Source organism: Cerasicoccus frondis (genome assembly GCA_031296915.1).
Taxonomy (GTDB): Bacteria; Verrucomicrobiota; Verrucomicrobiia; order Opitutales; family Cerasicoccaceae; genus Cerasicoccus; species Cerasicoccus frondis.
The window spans coordinates 20,557-35,616 of sequence record JAVDPC010000018.1; the positions used below are offsets into that span (position 1 = coordinate 20,557).

Consider the following 15,060-nt stretch of genomic DNA (forward strand, 5'->3'; position numbering starts at 1 on the left):
GTTCTTGCCGCCTGTCTCATGCCCTTGCTTGCTAGTGCTCAAAATAGCGCCGCCAGCAAAAATCGAGGCCTGATTGGATCTAACTATACGCTTCAACCTCTGGATATCCTCCAGATGACGGTATACAAAGAGCCAGAGCTTGAGCAGCAAGTCCGCATCAGCCAGGAAGGCACGATCATTCTGCCATTGGTTGGCAAAGTTCACATTGCTGGTATGTCAATCAATGACGCCACCACTTTGATTACGGACCTCTACAACCGCGATTACCTCGTTAATCCGCAAATTACGCTTCTCTTGCTGTCCTACACTGAGCGACGCGCCTATGTCCATGGCCAAGTCAATCGGCCTGGTCCGGTGATTATCCCTCCGGAAGAAACCATGACATTATCGCAAGTCATTAGCGCAGCGGGTAGCACGACGCGTTTGGCCAGTGATACGATTCGTGTTACGCGGACTGATGAGAATGGCAAAAAGACGGTGTTTGAACTGGATTTCGATGAAATTCTAGAGGACCCTGAGGCGAAAGACATCATCATTATGGATGGTGACTCGATCTTTATTCCTGAGCGAATCATCTAAGCTAGGTGTGGCTCTAAAATCCCAGCAAACTAATTTTCTCACTGCATTCATATGAGCGACATCGATAAACGCAATGCTTCCAGCGAATCAGCGGGCTCCTATGGCGGCTATCAGGGCTATGGTTCCTATGGCAACTATGGTGGTGGCGGTTACTATTATGGATATGGCTACAACAATCCAGGTTATGGTGGCGCCGATCAAGGCCCCTCGCGATCACTAAAGGATTATCTCGTTATCCTGCGTGAGCGGATTTGGTATCTCGTTGTTACTTTTTTCATTATATTTACGGCAACCCTGCTGTATACGTTTAACGTAACGGAGGAGTACCGCTCCACCGCCACTGTTCAGGTCCTGCGTGACGATCCTAAGATTCTGGATGACAATACGGATATTTTGGATAACCAAATCCGTGGCGTAGAAGACTTTCAGACACAGGTTGGCATTTTGCAAAGCGGTTCATTGATTAGCGCCGTAGCGGATCGCATTAAGGATGAGGATCGCGTAATCTTCATGGCCCCCTACAAGGACCAGTTTAGTCTTTCTGGGCCGCTTACCTTGGAGGAGGTTTTAGCTAAAAACCTGTCTGTCTCACCGCTTCGCATGACTTGGATCATCGCGGTGTCCTATATGCACCCGGATGCAACCATGGCGTCCAAGGTCGCGAACTACTTTGCGGATGAGTACATCAACTACAACGTTAAGTTGAACATTGAGACCTCGATGCGGGCAGTGGAAGACCTGCGGAATCGTGCGGATCACCAGCGGGAAAAAGTTGAAGAGATTCGCGAGGAAATCAATGAGTACCAGAAAAAGTTTAAGCGCTTGAGCTTCACGCCGGAAGAGTATGCTGGATTCGAAGCCCAGGAGCTCCTCAGCCTGAAAAGCGCCGTGATCGAAGATGAGCGCATTCTTTCCTTGGCCGAACGTCATTGGCAGTTGGTTCAGGAGTACATGGAATCTGGTAGCCCACTATGGGATATTCCTTTCATCGCTGATATGCCTCGAATTTCGGATCTGCTTTCGCAGCTTTCGCAGCAGAATATCACTGTAGCGACTTTGAAGAAGCGCTATCGCGAGAAGCATCCAAGTATGATTGAAGCGATGCGCGCCATTGAAGAAACCGAGAAAGAGCTGAGCAAGGCGGTTTCTTCGGCCATCGAAAAAACGCGCATCAGCTACGAGCAGGCGAAAAAAACATACGAATCGTCTAGTAAGCGTCTGGCTGCCAAGGAGCTCGATATGATGGACCTTGGAGAAATTGCCGTGAAGTATAATTCCATGCTGGATGACTTAGAGGTCAATAACGCACTTTACCAAGCCATGATGTCCCGTTACCAAACGGAAATGGCTCAGGTTGCCTTGGTGACGGCTAATGCTCGGATTATCGACAAGGCCGCGCCTTCCAGCAAACCAGCTAAGCCCAATATTTTAATGAATCTCGCCATCGGCATGTTTGGTGGCATTTTCTGTGGGGCTGGTTTGGTGTTTCTGATCGCCTTGCTTGATGACCGCATCAAGAGCGCTTACGACATCGAAAATGCAGTTGGCCTGCCTTTGATTGGCATTGTGCCACGCATTAAGCGCCTGAACTCTCCTGAAAAAGCGCAGGCAGTTGCGTCCAATGCCGAACGCCGCGTCACCGAGGCATTCCGTGCCATTCACTCTGCTCTCAAGCTGAATGAGGCCAGCAAAAAGGCTAAGATCATCCTGACTACGTCCACATCGCCTTCGGAAGGTAAGTCCTTTGTTTCCACAAACTTAGCGATTACCTTTGCGATTCACGGAGAGCGCGTGTTGATCTTGGATGGAGACTTGCGCATGCCGAATGTTGGCAAATCGCTGAACATCGAGGACCGCACCGAGGGCGTGGTTAAGTACTTTGCGGGTGACTGTACGCTGGACGAAGCCATCATCAGCGAGCTGTATCCCAATTTGGACGTGATGCCAGCAGGCATCAAAGCCAAGAATCCGACTCAAATCCTCAACAGCCCGGATTTCGAGGAGCTCTTGGCCACCCTGAGTGAGCGATACGACCGTATCTTCATCGACACGCCGCCCATTGCGGTTGTGAGTGACGTGCTTACCGTGCTGCCTTTTGCCGATGGCATCATCTATGTCATCAAGTTTAATGCGGTAAAGCGCAAGACGGCGAAGTCTAACCTGCGTCGCATTATTGAGTCGAATACACCCGTGTTTGGCGCCGTCCTTAACCAGATCAGCGTAAATGTTGCGTCGTATTACTACGCGAACTACTACGATAAGTCCTACTCTGGCTACTATGGCCACGACGAGGAAGGCGACGCGATCGATGTGCCGATCAAGAAGCCAAGTCGTGCCAAATCTGAAGACGAAGCGGTCCCCCGTAGTTAACGGTGGACTGCTTTAGCGCTTACTGGCGCGGGTAAGGCGATCTCGAATGGCGTCGGCGACGCCTGGTCCGGGCTGCGGAATCTCGCAATGAATGCGTTCGATTTCGCTGTCTGTATCCAAGGCGCGTAGTAGGCCGAACAGGCAGTGGGCAATTTCATCTAGGGCGCCCGTTTCGCTGAACCAATAATCCCGGCTCTGGCTGGAAATTCCGGGACTGGGGCGCTTTAGGAAGATTCTTGCTTCGCCAGGCGCTAGCTCTGGCAGTTCACCTTGGTTGTAGAGCGACAATCCGGTTCGTGGGCTGTAGTGTCGCTCCAGCATTCCGGGGGCGAGTGATGCATCGCTCTGCGGGGTTGGCTTGGTGATTGGGCGGTCCAATACGGACGCCAGCTCCTCGGCTCCAATCGGCCCTGGCCTCAGGAGACAGGGAGCATCAGGCTTGCGTATGTCGATAATCGTGGATTCAACGCCGCTGATACACGCTCCACCATCCAGGATATGCGGGCAACGCTCTTTAAGAGAATCGCGCACATGCTGGGCGGTCGTCGGGCTTATGTAACCAAAAGGGTTTGCGCTGGGCGCTGCTAGATAAAGGCCGCTGACTTTAAGCAATTCCCTCATCACTGGGTGAGCTGGTTGGCGCACGGCGACGCTTTCGCGGTTTGCGGTGACCAAGCCGGAGACTTCGGGTTGCTTGGGCAATATCATCGTGAGCGGCCCTGGCCAAAAGGCGTCGCTGAGCTGCTGGACTACTGTCTGCTGGGCGGCGCTCAATTGGGTGAGCTGCTCCAACTGGCTCAACTCATGAAAATGGACGATGAGCGGGTCGATATATGGGCGGTTTTTGATCGCGAAAATGCTGCGCACCGCTGCCTCATTAAATGCATCGCCCGCCAGGCCGTAGACGGTTTCCGTAGGTGTCGCGACGCACTGGCCAGCCTGAAGGAGCTCGGCTGCCTGTCGGATGCCGGCGGAATCGCCGCTCAGGAAGGTTGGTAGTGCAGTTCCGTCCATAAAAAAAGCGCCATGCGGCGCTTTTTGAGGGTTTCGGGTTTTCTTTAGGCCAACAACCTACTTCATCAGAAGCATGTTGCGCGCGCGCTTGATGGCCTTGGTTATACGGCGCTGCTGAAGGGCGGTCAGTCCGGTGATGCGACGCGGAAGGATCTTGCCCGTGTCAGTGACAAAACGGGAAAGTTGTTCGACGTCATTGTAATCGAAATCCAGCGGCGTGCGGCTTTGCTTTTTTGCTTCTTCGCTCATGGTGATAAATTGGAAAACGCTCCAGCAAAGCGTTTCATTCCGTTAATGCAAGAAAAAACTTTCCTCCCAGCGCACCAGCTGAGCCAACTGGTCCGGAGGACGGGAGTATTGTGCAGTCGTACCGCCAATGAAACCGCTGAAATGGGTACGTTGCCCCGCTCGATGAGGGGGGAGGGGCACCCTAAATATAGGGCAAAGTGTTCTTTATCTTTGGGGCACAATGGTCCATCTTTAAGTTCTGCATGGGTCAGAAGGTTGATTGCAAGGGACAGCCTGAAGTTTAGCGATGCAGTTTCCACACATTACTGCCATGAAGTTATTACATTTATCGCCGAGTATTATTGCCGGCTTGTTACTCTGTGTGCCCAGCATCCCCAGCGATGGCGCGGTCTATTCTTACTCGCTGATCACCGCCAATGCGGGTTGGTTGGATCAATACAGTCTGGATACCAGTAACAACTTTGTGGGCAATGAAGCCTGCGTGCCCACTTCGTCGACCAACGCCATGACATACCTGCAGAACACGGCGCCGGAGTACTTCGGAACTGCCCTCACGGGCACAACCTATGAGGACTGGAAGGCAACCGACCAGACGCTCATCGGGCCGGACTACATGGACACTACCCCGGATCCTGACGGTGGCACTTACTACAACCATATCCCGTATGCCCTGAATAAATACATCCGCGAGGACAAGGGTTTCACGCAGGTCAATTTTGGCGGCATTTACCCTGTGGACACCTGGGGCGACAGCCCTTACGACAAACCCAGCTACATGCTCGACGGCGTGCCTTCGGGCCTCTACTTCGCCGAGTGGCTTTACCAGGGGCTGGCCACCATCTTTTCCATCGAATATTCCAACGGGGGCGGGCACGAGCTCTTTTTGACGGGGATTGACTGGGACGACGCCAACAACGACGGCATTGTCCAGGAATCAGAAAACGCGTTGCTCCACTTCATCGACCCACTGGACCCGGCATTTTATGGCGATGACAATTTGCCCAGCTCAGGTCCCAAGGTGACCACTGGCAGTATTTACCATGACGACAAAAGTGGCGGGCTGCTGCTGAGCTACGAGCAATACCATGGCGATCTCCCCTACACGTCAGATTACGAATTGGTAACCGGCAGTCACATCGTTGGCGCGTTCACGATGTCAGTGCCAGAGCCCTCGGAATACGCGGCCGCGATTGGCATCCTGGCATTGGTGGGAGCGGCTTTCTGGCGCCGTAGGCGTGACTAAGCCTTTGGCCGGTAAAACGCGGCGGTCTTGCCCACGCTGCCCACGCATTCGCAGTTGGTGCGCTGTTCAATCTCCGCAATGGCGGCCTTGAGCGCGTCTCGGTCGACGATGAACTTCGCCTTCACGAGTTGATCGCGCGTGAGCAGATGATCCAGCTCGGCGATGAGCGTGTCGGTGAGGCCTTGTTTGCCAACGTGGACGCCAGCGGGCAGTCGCTGAGCCGCGCCGCGGAGCTGTTTCTTTTCGGCAGAGGTGAGCATTGTTGGTGTGTGTAATTAAACAGTAAGATCGGGAAGAGCGGGAAGCCGACGCAATGTTATTCTTCGAGGGGGGGCTTGGTGTGGCTGATTTCTTAATCGTGTGGGAATTGGTGTTATGGCCTATTCGCTTCCACCCATATATATATCAAACCAGAGCTCTAAATCGAGCGCCGCCAGACGTCGCATTTGATCCGTTGGGATTATTGGGCCGCCGTGTCCGGATGCTGACGCCCAGAAGCAACTAATTTGGCAACTTCCACCCTGAGCTCTTATTGCGTCGATGGCTTTCCTTTGCCCTTCGAGCTCTAGTAATAGCAAATCGATATGCCGACGAGAGTCCCGTGATGTGCACTTTTCTTTAGTGGAAAGAAACCATCCGTTAAGCTTCGGATACTTTTTGGAAGTATCGAATTGGCCTTTTCTTTGAACTTTCGTGGGCTGAATGCCTAACAGTCTTGTTAGATCGTCAGGATCAACATCATCGAGATAGACTCGGAAGGTTGCATAGGTTCTAGAGCAGGTAGCGTAATCATCGCTGTAATCGGTAGTCGGCATGTAAATTTTTAGCTCAAGCCACCACTTCCTTCAGCGCGCTGTCGAGGGCTGAGGCGTCGGAGCCGCCGCCCATGGCGAAGTCGGGCTTGCCGCCGCCTTTGCCGCCGAGTTTGGCCGTGAGGTTGCGGATGATGTCGCCGGCCTTGATGCCTGCAGCGATGGCTTCCGGGGAGCACAGCGCGAGCACCGTCACCTTGGGGCCGAAGACGCCGCCGAGGATCACCACGCTCGGGCCGAGCTTTTTCTGGAGGTCCACGCCGAGGCCGCGCATGTCGTTCGGGTTCGCAACGGAGACTTTGCCCGCGAGCCATTTGATGCCGTCCTTTTCCACGGCGGTGTCGATCAGGTTGCCGCCTTGGGCCGCGGCCTGCTTTTGCTCCATGGCGCGGAGCTGCTTTTCCAGATCCTTGTTCTGAGTGAGCAGTTTTTCGAGGCGCTCCTCGATCTCGGCCGGTTTGCAGGAGAGCTTGTTGGCCATGTGGTGAAGCTCGGCAAAGTTTTGCGTGGCCAGCTCGAAGGCGGACTCGCCACAGACGGCCTCGATGCGGCGCGTGCCGGCGGCGATGGCCGACTCGTGCTTGATCTTGAACAGGCCCAGCTCACCGGTGGCGCGCACGTGGGCGCCGCCGCAAAGTTCCTTGGAGTAGCCGCCGATATCGACGACGCGAACCACGGAGCCATACTTCTCACCGAAGACCGCGACGACGTCGTCGGGCTTGTCGGAGAAGGGCACCTCGAACCAGTTGACGCCGGCGTTGGCGAGGATCTGTTCGTTGACCATGCGCTCGATCTGGGCGAGTTCGTCCGGGGTGATCGCGGCGTGGTGGCGGAAGTCGAAGCGCAGGTGATCGGGCGCGACGAGTGAGCCGGCCTGCTGCACGTGGTCGCCCAGCGTTTCGCGCAGGGCCCAGTTGAGCATGTGCGTGGCGCTGTGGTGACGCTGAATCTTGCGGCGGCGAGCGACGTCCACGTCCATCGTTACGGTCGAGCCGACCTTGTCCTGATACTCGCCCTTGGCGACTCGATGCAGGTGGTGGCCAACGCCGTCGGTAATCGTGTCGGTCACTGCGACCTGGGTGCCGTTGGCAAAAGTAATCGTGCCGGTGTCGCCCTTTTGGCCGCCCATTTCGGCGTAGAACGGGCTCTGCGCGGTGACGAGGAAGTCCGCGTTATCGCCGCTGAAGGTGCCGACCAGCTCGGTGGTGAAGCCGGTCAGGTCGTTCAGATCAAAACCGGCAAACTGCGTGCTGTGCAGCTTTTCGTCCTGGTCGACGACGCTGACGATGGTCTTGACCTGGGCCTTGCGGGCGCGTTCGCGCTGCTTTTCCATCTCGGCCTCGAAGCCGACAAGGTCGATCACGAGGTTACGCTCGCGGGCGAGGAGCTCGGTCAGGTCGAGCGGGAAGCCGTAGGTGTCGTAAAGCTCGAACGCCTCGGTGCCGTAGATGACGCCGTTGGACGGGCCTTCGTAGAGACGCTTGATCGCGGCGAGGTCGCTGTGACCGTAGCGCTCGGCATAAATGGCGTCCATATCGCCGTCTTCACCAGCTTCTTTTTGGATGTCGGCAATGACGCCTTCGAAGTGCTCGAGGTCGCGGACCAGGGCGCGGTCATTGATGCGGTCAAAGAGCTGGAGGCCGCGGTCGATGGTGCGGTCGAAGGATTTTTCCTCACCGGCGATGACCTCGCGGATGATCTCGCGGCGCTTCTCGAGCTCGGGGAAGAACGGGCCGAGCTTGTCCACGAGCGGGTCGACGAGCTTGGTGAAGAAGCCGGGCTTGAGGTCCAGGCGGCGGCCAAACATGACGGCGCGGCGCAGGATGCGGCGCAGTGTGTAGTTGCGGTCGGCGTTGCCCGGCAGGATGCCGTCGGCAATCGAGAAGCTGAGCGTGCGGATGTGGTCGGCGAGCACGCGGAAGATGACGTCGTTCATCTCGTCGCCGGACAGGTCGTCGCGGTTCTCCGGCATGGTGTAGCCGTAGGAACGGCCGCTCATGTTGGAGATGTGCTTAAAGATGTCCAGGAACAGGTCGCTGTTGTAGTTGCTCGGCGGCTGCGAGTAGTCCGTGAAATTCTTGGTCGTGGCGATGATGCCGGCCACGCGCTCGAAGCCCATGCCGGTGTCGACGTGGCGCTGCTTGAGTGTTTTAAAGGAGCCGTCGGCCTCGGCGTTGAACTGGATGAAGACGAGGTTCCAGATCTCGATGCAGTAGGGGCTGTCGGCGTTGACGAGCTTGCCCTGCGTGTCGCCCGCTGGGGTCAGATCGATGTGGAGCTCCGAGCACGGGCCGCAGGGGCCGGTGTCGCCCATCATCCAGAAGTTGTCCTTCTTGTTGCCGTTGAGGATGTGGACCTTCGGGTCGAGGCCTTCCTTCTCGAAAATGGCGGCCCAGTGGTCGTAGGCTTCCTGGTCGAACTCGGCCGGATCGCCTTCGCCGGGCTGGTAAACGGTCGCGTAAAGGCGCTCCTTGGGCAGACCCCAGACATCGGTCAGCAGCTCCCAAGCCCAGGCGATGGCTTCGGCCTTGAAGTAGTCGTTGAACGACCAGTTGCCGAGCATCTCGAAGAAGGTGTGGTGGTAGGTGTCGAAGCCGACATCCTCCAGGTCGTTGTGCTTGCCGCCGGCGCGGATGCACTTTTGGGTGTCGGCCGCGCGGGGCCAGGGGGCTGCTTGTTCGCCCAGGAAGTAGGGCACGAACTGGTTCATGCCCGCATTGGTGAACTGCAGGTTCGGGCTGCTCGGCATAAGGGATGCCGAGGGCACGATCTGGTGCTCCTTCGATTTGAAGAAATCGAGGAACGACTGGCGGAGTGCGGCGCTGTCCATCATCTGACTCATGGGAAAAGCGGAGACAATGTCAGGCGTTGGCGCGTGATTAAAGTCTAAAGATTGGGGGATTGCGGGGCTGGGGCGCTTTCAGGGCGTCTCCCTCCAAGGAGGGATGTTCAGGCTGGCGGACATGAGTTATAGTGCGCCGATGCGTTACTTACTACTTCCAGCTACGGTTACATTTCTCATTGCGGCGGCGAGCAGCCTGCCGGGGGCTCTGGTCATCAACGTTCAGGAGGTCGGCGCAGATGTCGTGGTGACCGCCAGCGGATCGTTGGATATGACTGGCGCCGTGTTCCGGTCGAGCTTCAATAATGCGGACCCACGGCAGTTGATTCGGCCCGATTCAGACCGGCTGCGCCAGTACGCCTTGGGTGATGTCGACTTATATTTTCTTACGGGCGGAACCCATGATTTGGGGACAGGGAGAAACACCATTACGAATAGTATTTCTGGCGATACTTTTGGCGTCAGTGGTAATTCTATATTCTATGTTCCGGGTGGATTCACGGGCGGGGCATTATCCGGTTCCGCCATCTATAGTAGTGAAACGATTGCCACCACTGGCCTTATCCCCGGCTCCTACACCTGGACGATCCCCAGCGACACGATCACGCTTAATGTCGTCGCCGCGAGCCCGATCCCGGAGCCCGCGACTTACCTTGCGCTGGCAGGTTTCGGCGGGCTGGGATTGCTCGTGTGGCGACGACGACTCGCTCGGCGAAAGGCGTAGTCGCTGGCCATTGCTGATAGTCGATTATTATCCCTCCAAGGAGGGATACCGCAAATGAGGGAAATGCGCTAGACTACTGGCATGCTGCGAAAATCAATAATCCTACTCATGCTCGCTTTAGCTTCGCCGACTGCCCCAGGGGCTCTGGTCATCAACGTTCAGGAGGTGGGGCCGGATGTCGTGGTGACCGCCAGTGGGTCGCTGGACATGACGGGCGCTGTGTTGCGAACCAGCTTCAACAACTCGGACCCGCGGCAACTCCTACGCCCGAGGGCAGATCTGCTTCGTCAGTACGCCTTGGGGGATATAGATCTCTACGATCTCGCGGGTGGAACGCATGATTTGGGGGACGGTGGTAATAGCAGAGCCGATAGTATTCTCGGTGATACATACGGGATCAATGGCAATGATACCTTTTACGTTCCCGGTGGCTATGCAGGAGGCCCTTTGTCTGGATCCAGCATTTTTCTTGGTACATCGATCGCCGGGATGGAGCTGAATCCCGGTTCCTACACCTGGACTATCCCCAACGACACGATCACGCTCAATGTCGGCTCGGTAACGCCGGTGCCGGAGCCCGTGACTTACATTGCGCTGGCGGGCTTCGGTGGGCTCGGCGTTTTGGTGTGGCGGCGACGGAAAACACGACAGACGCGCGGTGAATACCGTAAACCGTTGACCCATTCGGATGAGTAGTTTACCTGTATTCTCGTTATGCCCTTAAGTCACGCTCAAGTTGAGAAGTTCTGTTTTGCGTCGGAACGATTGATGCGGCCCGACCTTGGCTTGGACAATTACGCGGAGCGTTCCTTTGAGTTTATCGACACGCTGCTATCGAGTGAGTTTGTCATTTTCGGTACGCTGGACCCGCGCACGCAGGTGCTCGAAATCTCCGTGAACAAGGAAATCACCGGCTGGACGCGGGCCATTACCGCCTATGGCCATCTGATGGCGGATTACAAGCTGTGGGATTGGGACCACACCGTCAACGATGGTAAACCCTTCACTCGCAGTGACTTCTTCTCGAACCGGCAGTTTCGTGACACCTCGATGTTTAGCGAGGTATATGGCCCGCTGGGGATCGATGACCACTGCGCGGTGCACGTGCCGGGCGTCAGCGGGGAGATCCCCTTTTTCGGCGTGGAGCGTCAGGGCGGGACGGATTACACCACCGACGAACGCGACTTGCTGCGGTTGGCGCAATCACTCCTGGGCAATGCACGCTCGATCGCCAAGGCGCGGGACAATCTTTCCATCGCCAGTGCGAAGGCGGCCGCGCTTTGCCGGGCTGGGCTGACCCCGCGCGAGGCCGACGTGCTCTACCTGGTCTCCGAGGGCAAAAGCAATGAGGAGATCGCCATCATTCTGGGCATCGAGGTTTACACGGTCAAAGACCACGTGAAGAGCGTCTACCGCAAGACGGGCTGCTCGAACCGCCTCTCCGCCGCGCTTTGGGCGCTGCAAACGACCCGCCTCGATGAGACCCGCGCACTCAAACGTCACCTGTCCGTGGCGGCGGTCAACGTCACCGCCTGGGCGGGGCAGAGCTAGCTGGATTGTGGTGAGGCGTCTGCATCCATTGCCTGGCTATCGGGGTGCAGCGCCAGGAGGCGGCGCGAAAGCAGGCGGTTTTCGATTTTGCGGCACAGGCTGTTGCTCTGTTCCAGGAAGATGGAAAACATGCGGTCGCCGATGAGGTCGTCGCCGGTCAATTCGGTTAGCGCCATATGCTGGAGCTCGGTCGTCTTGCGATGCAAGTCACGCAGCTCTTCCGTGCAGGTGGTGTCGTTGAGCTGTTTATCGAGCTCCAGCGTGCGGTTGACGAAAATGTCGAGGCGCTCCTTCTGGATTTGCAGGCTCTCTTTGCGCTCCTCTTCGCGGAGCTGACGGTAGCGCTGCCAGCCCAGCCAAAATAGGGCGACGAAGGCGACGATGAGCTCCTTGGCGGCAGATAGGGATTCCAGAAAGCTGGCCACCGTGTCGATCCCGGCATAGGGCTGCAGGTAGTTATGGCTTGCGGCGTGCCAGCCTGGGGCCAGGCGTGACTCGGCTTCGGCTTGCGAAAGCAGTCCCGGGAATTCGCGCTGCATTTGCTCACCAAAAATGGCGTCGAGCGTCGCATTGATCAATGGCTTTGGCGCATCGCGTTGGGCAACGAGGCGCGCAGTGCAGGACAGGGTTTGGATGGGAACAGGGGGGATGGCCAGTTGCCCGGAATACAGGCCGCGGGGCACTTCATCGACGGCATAGAAACTGTGATCAAAGGCAATGGCGCGCGCGTCGTCGATGGGTAAAAGCCGGTAATCGCCGCTGGTCATCATTTGCCGCAGGCCCGGGCTGCTCAAGCTGGTGATCTCAATGGCGGCCTCCACTTCGGGCAGCAGTGGCAGTTCGTAAGTTTCGCCCCATTGGTCGGACTCCTTCGATGGGGTGACGCCGTAGTGCTCGAAGATGACCTCGGCGTGCGCATGGTCCGCCGAGCCGGGTGGGCCATAGATGATGTTCTTGCCGTTGAGGTCGGTGATGCTGCGCACATGGGAATCGTGCCGGACGATGACGTGGACGAACTCGTCATACACCGGGGCGACAACGGCCATATCCTGGCTCAGCAAGGTGTCGGCCGACACCATGGCCAGATCGATCTGTCCACTGGCCAGTAAGTTGCGATTGGCAATGGAGCCATCGGTGTAAATCACCTCGACGTCTACGCCAGTGGACTGCTCCAGCGTCTGCGCCAGCATTTGGCTCAGGTGGTTGAATGAGCCACCCCGGATGCCGCCCGCGATGACGATCCGCTCGGGCATGCGCTCCCGGGTCCCGAACCAGAGGGTGAGGGAGAGGATGAGCAGCGCCGCCATCAGCAGGGCGATGCTGCGGCGCACAGTAGCGGTCTTGATTTTACTCACGGCGAGGGCGGTGTTGGGGCGTATCACAACGCCTCGGGCAGGAAATGTCGAGCCCGGCCTTGCCAGCGGCCCAACCGCCTTGCAAGTTGTTGGCATGCAGGCAGGTTCCCTACCTCTCACATTAGCTGCCGGATGGAAAAATGTCCCCCCGCGTCCGACGGGCCGCCGCCTGGTCTGGAAGCAGGGCAATCGCTGGTGGCTTTCCGATACGGACTTTGCGGATCCCGTAAGCATCGGCGCCGCCAGCCCCGTTGATTGCCCTGTGGCCTATGACCCCACCCGCGAACAACTCTACCGCTACCACTGCGCCCAATGGGGAGATCGTCGGGACGCCAGCGAATTTCGGCGTGTCAGCACAGTAGGGGGCGATGACGAGCGGCTCTTTGGTCTTGGTCTGAATAAATGGGCGCTCTGGCTGTGTCAGTATGTCTCTGAAATCGATTCTCTGGCCGCTCTCATTGCCACTGAAATGCCGAGCAAGAACGATGGCACGGTCGTCATCCAGCACCAATTGGGGCTGTATGACTTGAAGCAGAACCGGTCGCTGCTGGTGAATTTGCCGCGTGACTGCTTTTACCCGCTCGCAATGCATTGCGGCAGTCAGCAGGTCCTTTTTCATGGCGCCGAAGGATTCCAAGTGGTTGATTTTTCCGGGCGGCGGATTATGCGGCTGGGCCTTAAGGGGCTACCAGAGGGCAGGGGTGGATGCTTTAATCCGCTAAATCCAGAAGAAATTGTTTTGGGTGGTGGAAGCCTCATGCTGGTGCGCCGTAAAAGTGAGTTTATCCAGCTGCGCGAGCGGGGACTGAATCCGGTTTGGGCGCCCGATGGCCAGCAACTGTATTTCGCCGAAAGCAGCAGTGACTTATGGCGTCGCACGGCAGATGGGCAATGCGAGCGCCTGCTGGCCGTGGCCGGTAATCGCTACGCGGAGGTCAGCCGCGCCCGCCCCCCCCGATTGACTGCCGATGGCCGTTACTTGGCCCTGCCTCTGACGCGCCGCATTCGCCGACAGCCGATGGAGGGCGCTTATGGCGGCGATGATTCGCCTGCTTGGGTGGAGTGGCAGGCTGTATGTGTCCTCGATCTCCAGGCGCAGGAGGTGTGGCAGGCGCCGGGCGGCGGGCCGGTTATTTGGCTTTCGTAAAAAATGCGGAATAAACGTCTCCTGCCTCGACTCTCTCTTTGGTAACGTGATATTTACTGGTCTGTAACGTGTTCAGCTCACTATGAGCTTGGCCCCGGATAACACATCCATAAATATCACTATTCAGATTAAAAATTTGGTTGCGCTCATTCACTTTTGAGCACAGTCTATGCTTCAAACCACCTACCAGGTCTAGAAATATCCTAAATCTTGTCATGAAACTACTTTCCACACTTTCATTTTTCACTGGTGTCGCAGTCGCGGCTCTTCCAACCCTCTCAGCCGAAGTGATAGTCTCGACCGTCCCAGTAGGTGTCGTGGAAATGACGATCCCTGCGGGGGCTACAATTGTGGCGCCTTTGTTTGTCAACGCTAACGAGTTCCAAGGTAAGTCAACATCTGTGGATGAAGGTGCTGATACGACTACAATCACTTTTGAGTCCGCGACTTTTACTGCTGGAGAATTTGACGAGGCCGATTACCCACTTTACTACGCTGAATCTATCGGTGGTGATGATGAAGGTTTTGGTTACGATATCATTTCTAATGATTCTGACTCGATAACTGTTGCGGGATTGATCTCAGACCAGGGATTGGCTGTAGAACAGGTTTTTGCTATCCGTAAGCATGTCACGCTTGGTCAGTTCTTTGACGGTGCATCTGGATTGTCTCTTACTGATAGTTCGAAGTTTTTCCTGAGTGATGGTAGTGTAAAAGTTTTTATCTGGAATGGTTCAAAGTGGTTTGGATCAACCGATGGAGATATTTATCCAATTTATCCAGGGACTGGCTTCCTTGCCACACTTAAAGCCACTGTTGAAATTACCACAACCGGAACGGTGAAGAACACAGCAACTCAAGTCCCTGTAGTTCCGACCAGCGTATCGCCGAGCGCAATTAACCTCGTGGCTAGCGGCTCTCCCGTTGATGAGACTCTTGGGGGGCTTAGTATCGCTGGCGACGTCGGTCTTACTGGATCAGTGAAATTCTTTGAACCTGGCACCTTGCTGAGTGGCGGTGTATTGATTTCTTCCGGTTCTGCGTTTGTTGGTGGTGAAGGAGACGGCACGATCGTTTACCCTGGTGAGGGGGTTCTTGTTACTGTTAAATCTTCTTCAAATTTCTTGTCACTGCCTGCAGCATACACCGAATAAACTTTACAACCTTTTAAATA

Annotated in this window: 14 protein-coding genes; 8 read left to right on the forward strand and 6 right to left on the reverse strand. The window is 56.3% G+C overall.

What is annotated here, in order from left to right; genetic code table 11:
* The first annotated feature begins 18 nt into the window (after nt 1-18).
* Nucleotides 19-579 carry a polysaccharide biosynthesis/export family protein gene (locus tag RBB63_RS14285; protein WP_309385750.1) on the forward strand — a complete coding sequence of 187 codons (561 nt, stop codon included), beginning with the start codon at nt 19-21 and terminating at the stop codon, nt 577-579.
* Nucleotides 580-630: 51 nt separating this feature from the next.
* Nucleotides 631-2,949 (forward strand): GumC family protein, encoded by a 2,319-nt coding sequence (locus RBB63_RS14290; protein WP_309385437.1) that lies wholly within the window; start codon nt 631-633, stop codon nt 2,947-2,949.
* Nucleotides 2,950-2,961: 12 nt separating this feature from the next.
* Here the strand turns inward: RBB63_RS14290 and RBB63_RS14295 are convergent, their stop codons facing one another.
* Entirely contained in the window at nt 2,962-3,963 is a 1,002-nt protein-coding gene (locus tag RBB63_RS14295) for an L-threonylcarbamoyladenylate synthase (RefSeq protein ID WP_309385439.1), read from the reverse strand.
* A 57-nt stretch (nt 3,964-4,020) separates the two neighbouring features.
* Nucleotides 4,021-4,212 carry a 30S ribosomal protein S18 gene (gene rpsR / locus RBB63_RS14300; protein ID WP_309385440.1) on the reverse strand — a complete coding sequence of 64 codons (192 nt, stop codon included), beginning with the start codon at nt 4,210-4,212 and terminating at the stop codon, nt 4,021-4,023.
* A gap of 310 nt (nt 4,213-4,522) precedes the next feature.
* Between rpsR and RBB63_RS14305 the strand changes: the two genes are divergently transcribed.
* Nucleotides 4,523-5,455: a hypothetical protein gene (locus RBB63_RS14305; protein ID WP_309385442.1), complete on the forward strand. Its 933-nt coding sequence runs from the start codon at nt 4,523-4,525 to the stop codon at nt 5,453-5,455.
* On the opposite strand, the gene RBB63_RS14310 is transcribed toward RBB63_RS14305, so the two are convergent.
* The 3 genes from RBB63_RS14310 to alaS form a co-directional block, all read right to left on the reverse strand.
* Complete coding sequence (locus tag RBB63_RS14310; protein WP_309385444.1) at nt 5,452-5,715, reverse strand: YhbY family RNA-binding protein; 264 nt, start codon at nt 5,713-5,715, stop codon at nt 5,452-5,454. The two genes, RBB63_RS14305 and RBB63_RS14310, sit on opposite strands and share 4 nt — an antisense overlap.
* Before the next feature lie 120 nt (nt 5,716-5,835).
* A complete protein-coding gene (locus RBB63_RS14315; RefSeq protein ID WP_309385446.1) occupies nt 5,836-6,270 on the reverse strand; it encodes a DUF4279 domain-containing protein in 435 nt (144 codons plus the stop codon).
* A 13-nt stretch (nt 6,271-6,283) separates the two neighbouring features.
* Nucleotides 6,284-9,100, reverse strand: coding sequence for an alanine--tRNA ligase (gene alaS / locus RBB63_RS14320; protein WP_343219133.1), 2,817 nt, complete (start codon nt 9,098-9,100; stop codon nt 6,284-6,286).
* Between the two features lie 148 nt (nt 9,101-9,248).
* Here alaS and RBB63_RS14325 point away from each other — a divergent pair, with 148 nt between their 5' ends.
* The 3 genes from RBB63_RS14325 (at nt 9,249) to RBB63_RS14335 (ending at nt 11,384) form a co-directional block, all read left to right on the forward strand.
* On the forward strand, nt 9,249-9,833 hold the full coding sequence (locus RBB63_RS14325) for a PEP-CTERM sorting domain-containing protein (RefSeq protein ID WP_309385450.1): 585 nt from the start codon (nt 9,249-9,251) through the stop codon (nt 9,831-9,833).
* Between the two features lie 108 nt (nt 9,834-9,941).
* Nucleotides 9,942-10,529 (forward strand): PEP-CTERM sorting domain-containing protein, encoded by a 588-nt coding sequence (locus RBB63_RS14330; RefSeq protein ID WP_309385452.1) that lies wholly within the window; start codon nt 9,942-9,944, stop codon nt 10,527-10,529.
* A gap of 18 nt (nt 10,530-10,547) precedes the next feature.
* On the forward strand, nt 10,548-11,384 hold the full coding sequence (locus tag RBB63_RS14335; RefSeq protein ID WP_309385454.1) for a response regulator transcription factor: 837 nt from the start codon (nt 10,548-10,550) through the stop codon (nt 11,382-11,384).
* Here the strand turns inward: RBB63_RS14335 and RBB63_RS14340 are convergent.
* The gene (locus RBB63_RS14340; protein ID WP_309385456.1) at nt 11,381-12,739 is read right to left on the reverse strand and encodes a TAXI family TRAP transporter solute-binding subunit; all 1,359 of its coding nucleotides are present in this window, start codon (nt 12,737-12,739) and stop codon (nt 11,381-11,383) included. The two genes, RBB63_RS14335 and RBB63_RS14340, sit on opposite strands and share 4 nt — an antisense overlap.
* On the opposite strand from RBB63_RS14340, the gene RBB63_RS14345 reads away from it, so the two are divergent.
* Together RBB63_RS14345 and RBB63_RS14350 are read left to right on the forward strand one after the other, a co-directional pair.
* Complete coding sequence (locus RBB63_RS14345) at nt 12,726-13,886, forward strand: TolB family protein (RefSeq protein ID WP_309385458.1); 1,161 nt, start codon at nt 12,726-12,728, stop codon at nt 13,884-13,886. The two genes, RBB63_RS14340 and RBB63_RS14345, sit on opposite strands and share 14 nt — an antisense overlap.
* A 215-nt stretch (nt 13,887-14,101) precedes the next feature.
* A complete protein-coding gene (locus RBB63_RS14350) occupies nt 14,102-15,040 on the forward strand; it encodes a hypothetical protein (protein ID WP_309385460.1) in 939 nt (312 codons plus the stop codon).
* Nucleotides 15,041-15,060: the final 20 nt, after the last annotated feature.

Bases quoted from the DNA above. Each gene is read 5' to 3' on its own strand.
- RBB63_RS14335 (WP_309385454.1), top strand. From the start codon at position 10,548: ATGCCCTTAAGTCACGCTCAAGTTGAGAAGTTCTGTTTTGCGTCGGAA.
- RBB63_RS14290 (WP_309385437.1), top strand. From the start codon at position 631: ATGAGCGACATCGATAAACGCAATGCTTCCAGCGAATCAGCGGGCTCC.
- RBB63_RS14295 (WP_309385439.1), bottom strand. From the start codon at position 3,963: ATGGACGGAACTGCACTACCAACCTTCCTGAGCGGCGATTCCGCCGGC.
- RBB63_RS14325 (WP_309385450.1), top strand. From the start codon at position 9,249: ATGCGTTACTTACTACTTCCAGCTACGGTTACATTTCTCATTGCGGCG.
- RBB63_RS14330 (WP_309385452.1), top strand. From the start codon at position 9,942: ATGCTCGCTTTAGCTTCGCCGACTGCCCCAGGGGCTCTGGTCATCAAC.
- RBB63_RS14350 (WP_309385460.1), top strand. From the start codon at position 14,102: ATGAAACTACTTTCCACACTTTCATTTTTCACTGGTGTCGCAGTCGCG.
- rpsR (WP_309385440.1), bottom strand. From the start codon at position 4,212: ATGAGCGAAGAAGCAAAAAAGCAAAGCCGCACGCCGCTGGATTTCGAT.
- alaS (WP_343219133.1), bottom strand. From the start codon at position 9,100: ATGATGGACAGCGCCGCACTCCGCCAGTCGTTCCTCGATTTCTTCAAA.
- RBB63_RS14310 (WP_309385444.1), bottom strand. From the start codon at position 5,715: ATGCTCACCTCTGCCGAAAAGAAACAGCTCCGCGGCGCGGCTCAGCGA.
- RBB63_RS14315 (WP_309385446.1), bottom strand. From the start codon at position 6,270: ATGCCGACTACCGATTACAGCGATGATTACGCTACCTGCTCTAGAACC.
- RBB63_RS14305 (WP_309385442.1), top strand. From the start codon at position 4,523: ATGAAGTTATTACATTTATCGCCGAGTATTATTGCCGGCTTGTTACTC.
- RBB63_RS14285 (WP_309385750.1), top strand. From the start codon at position 19: ATGCCCTTGCTTGCTAGTGCTCAAAATAGCGCCGCCAGCAAAAATCGA.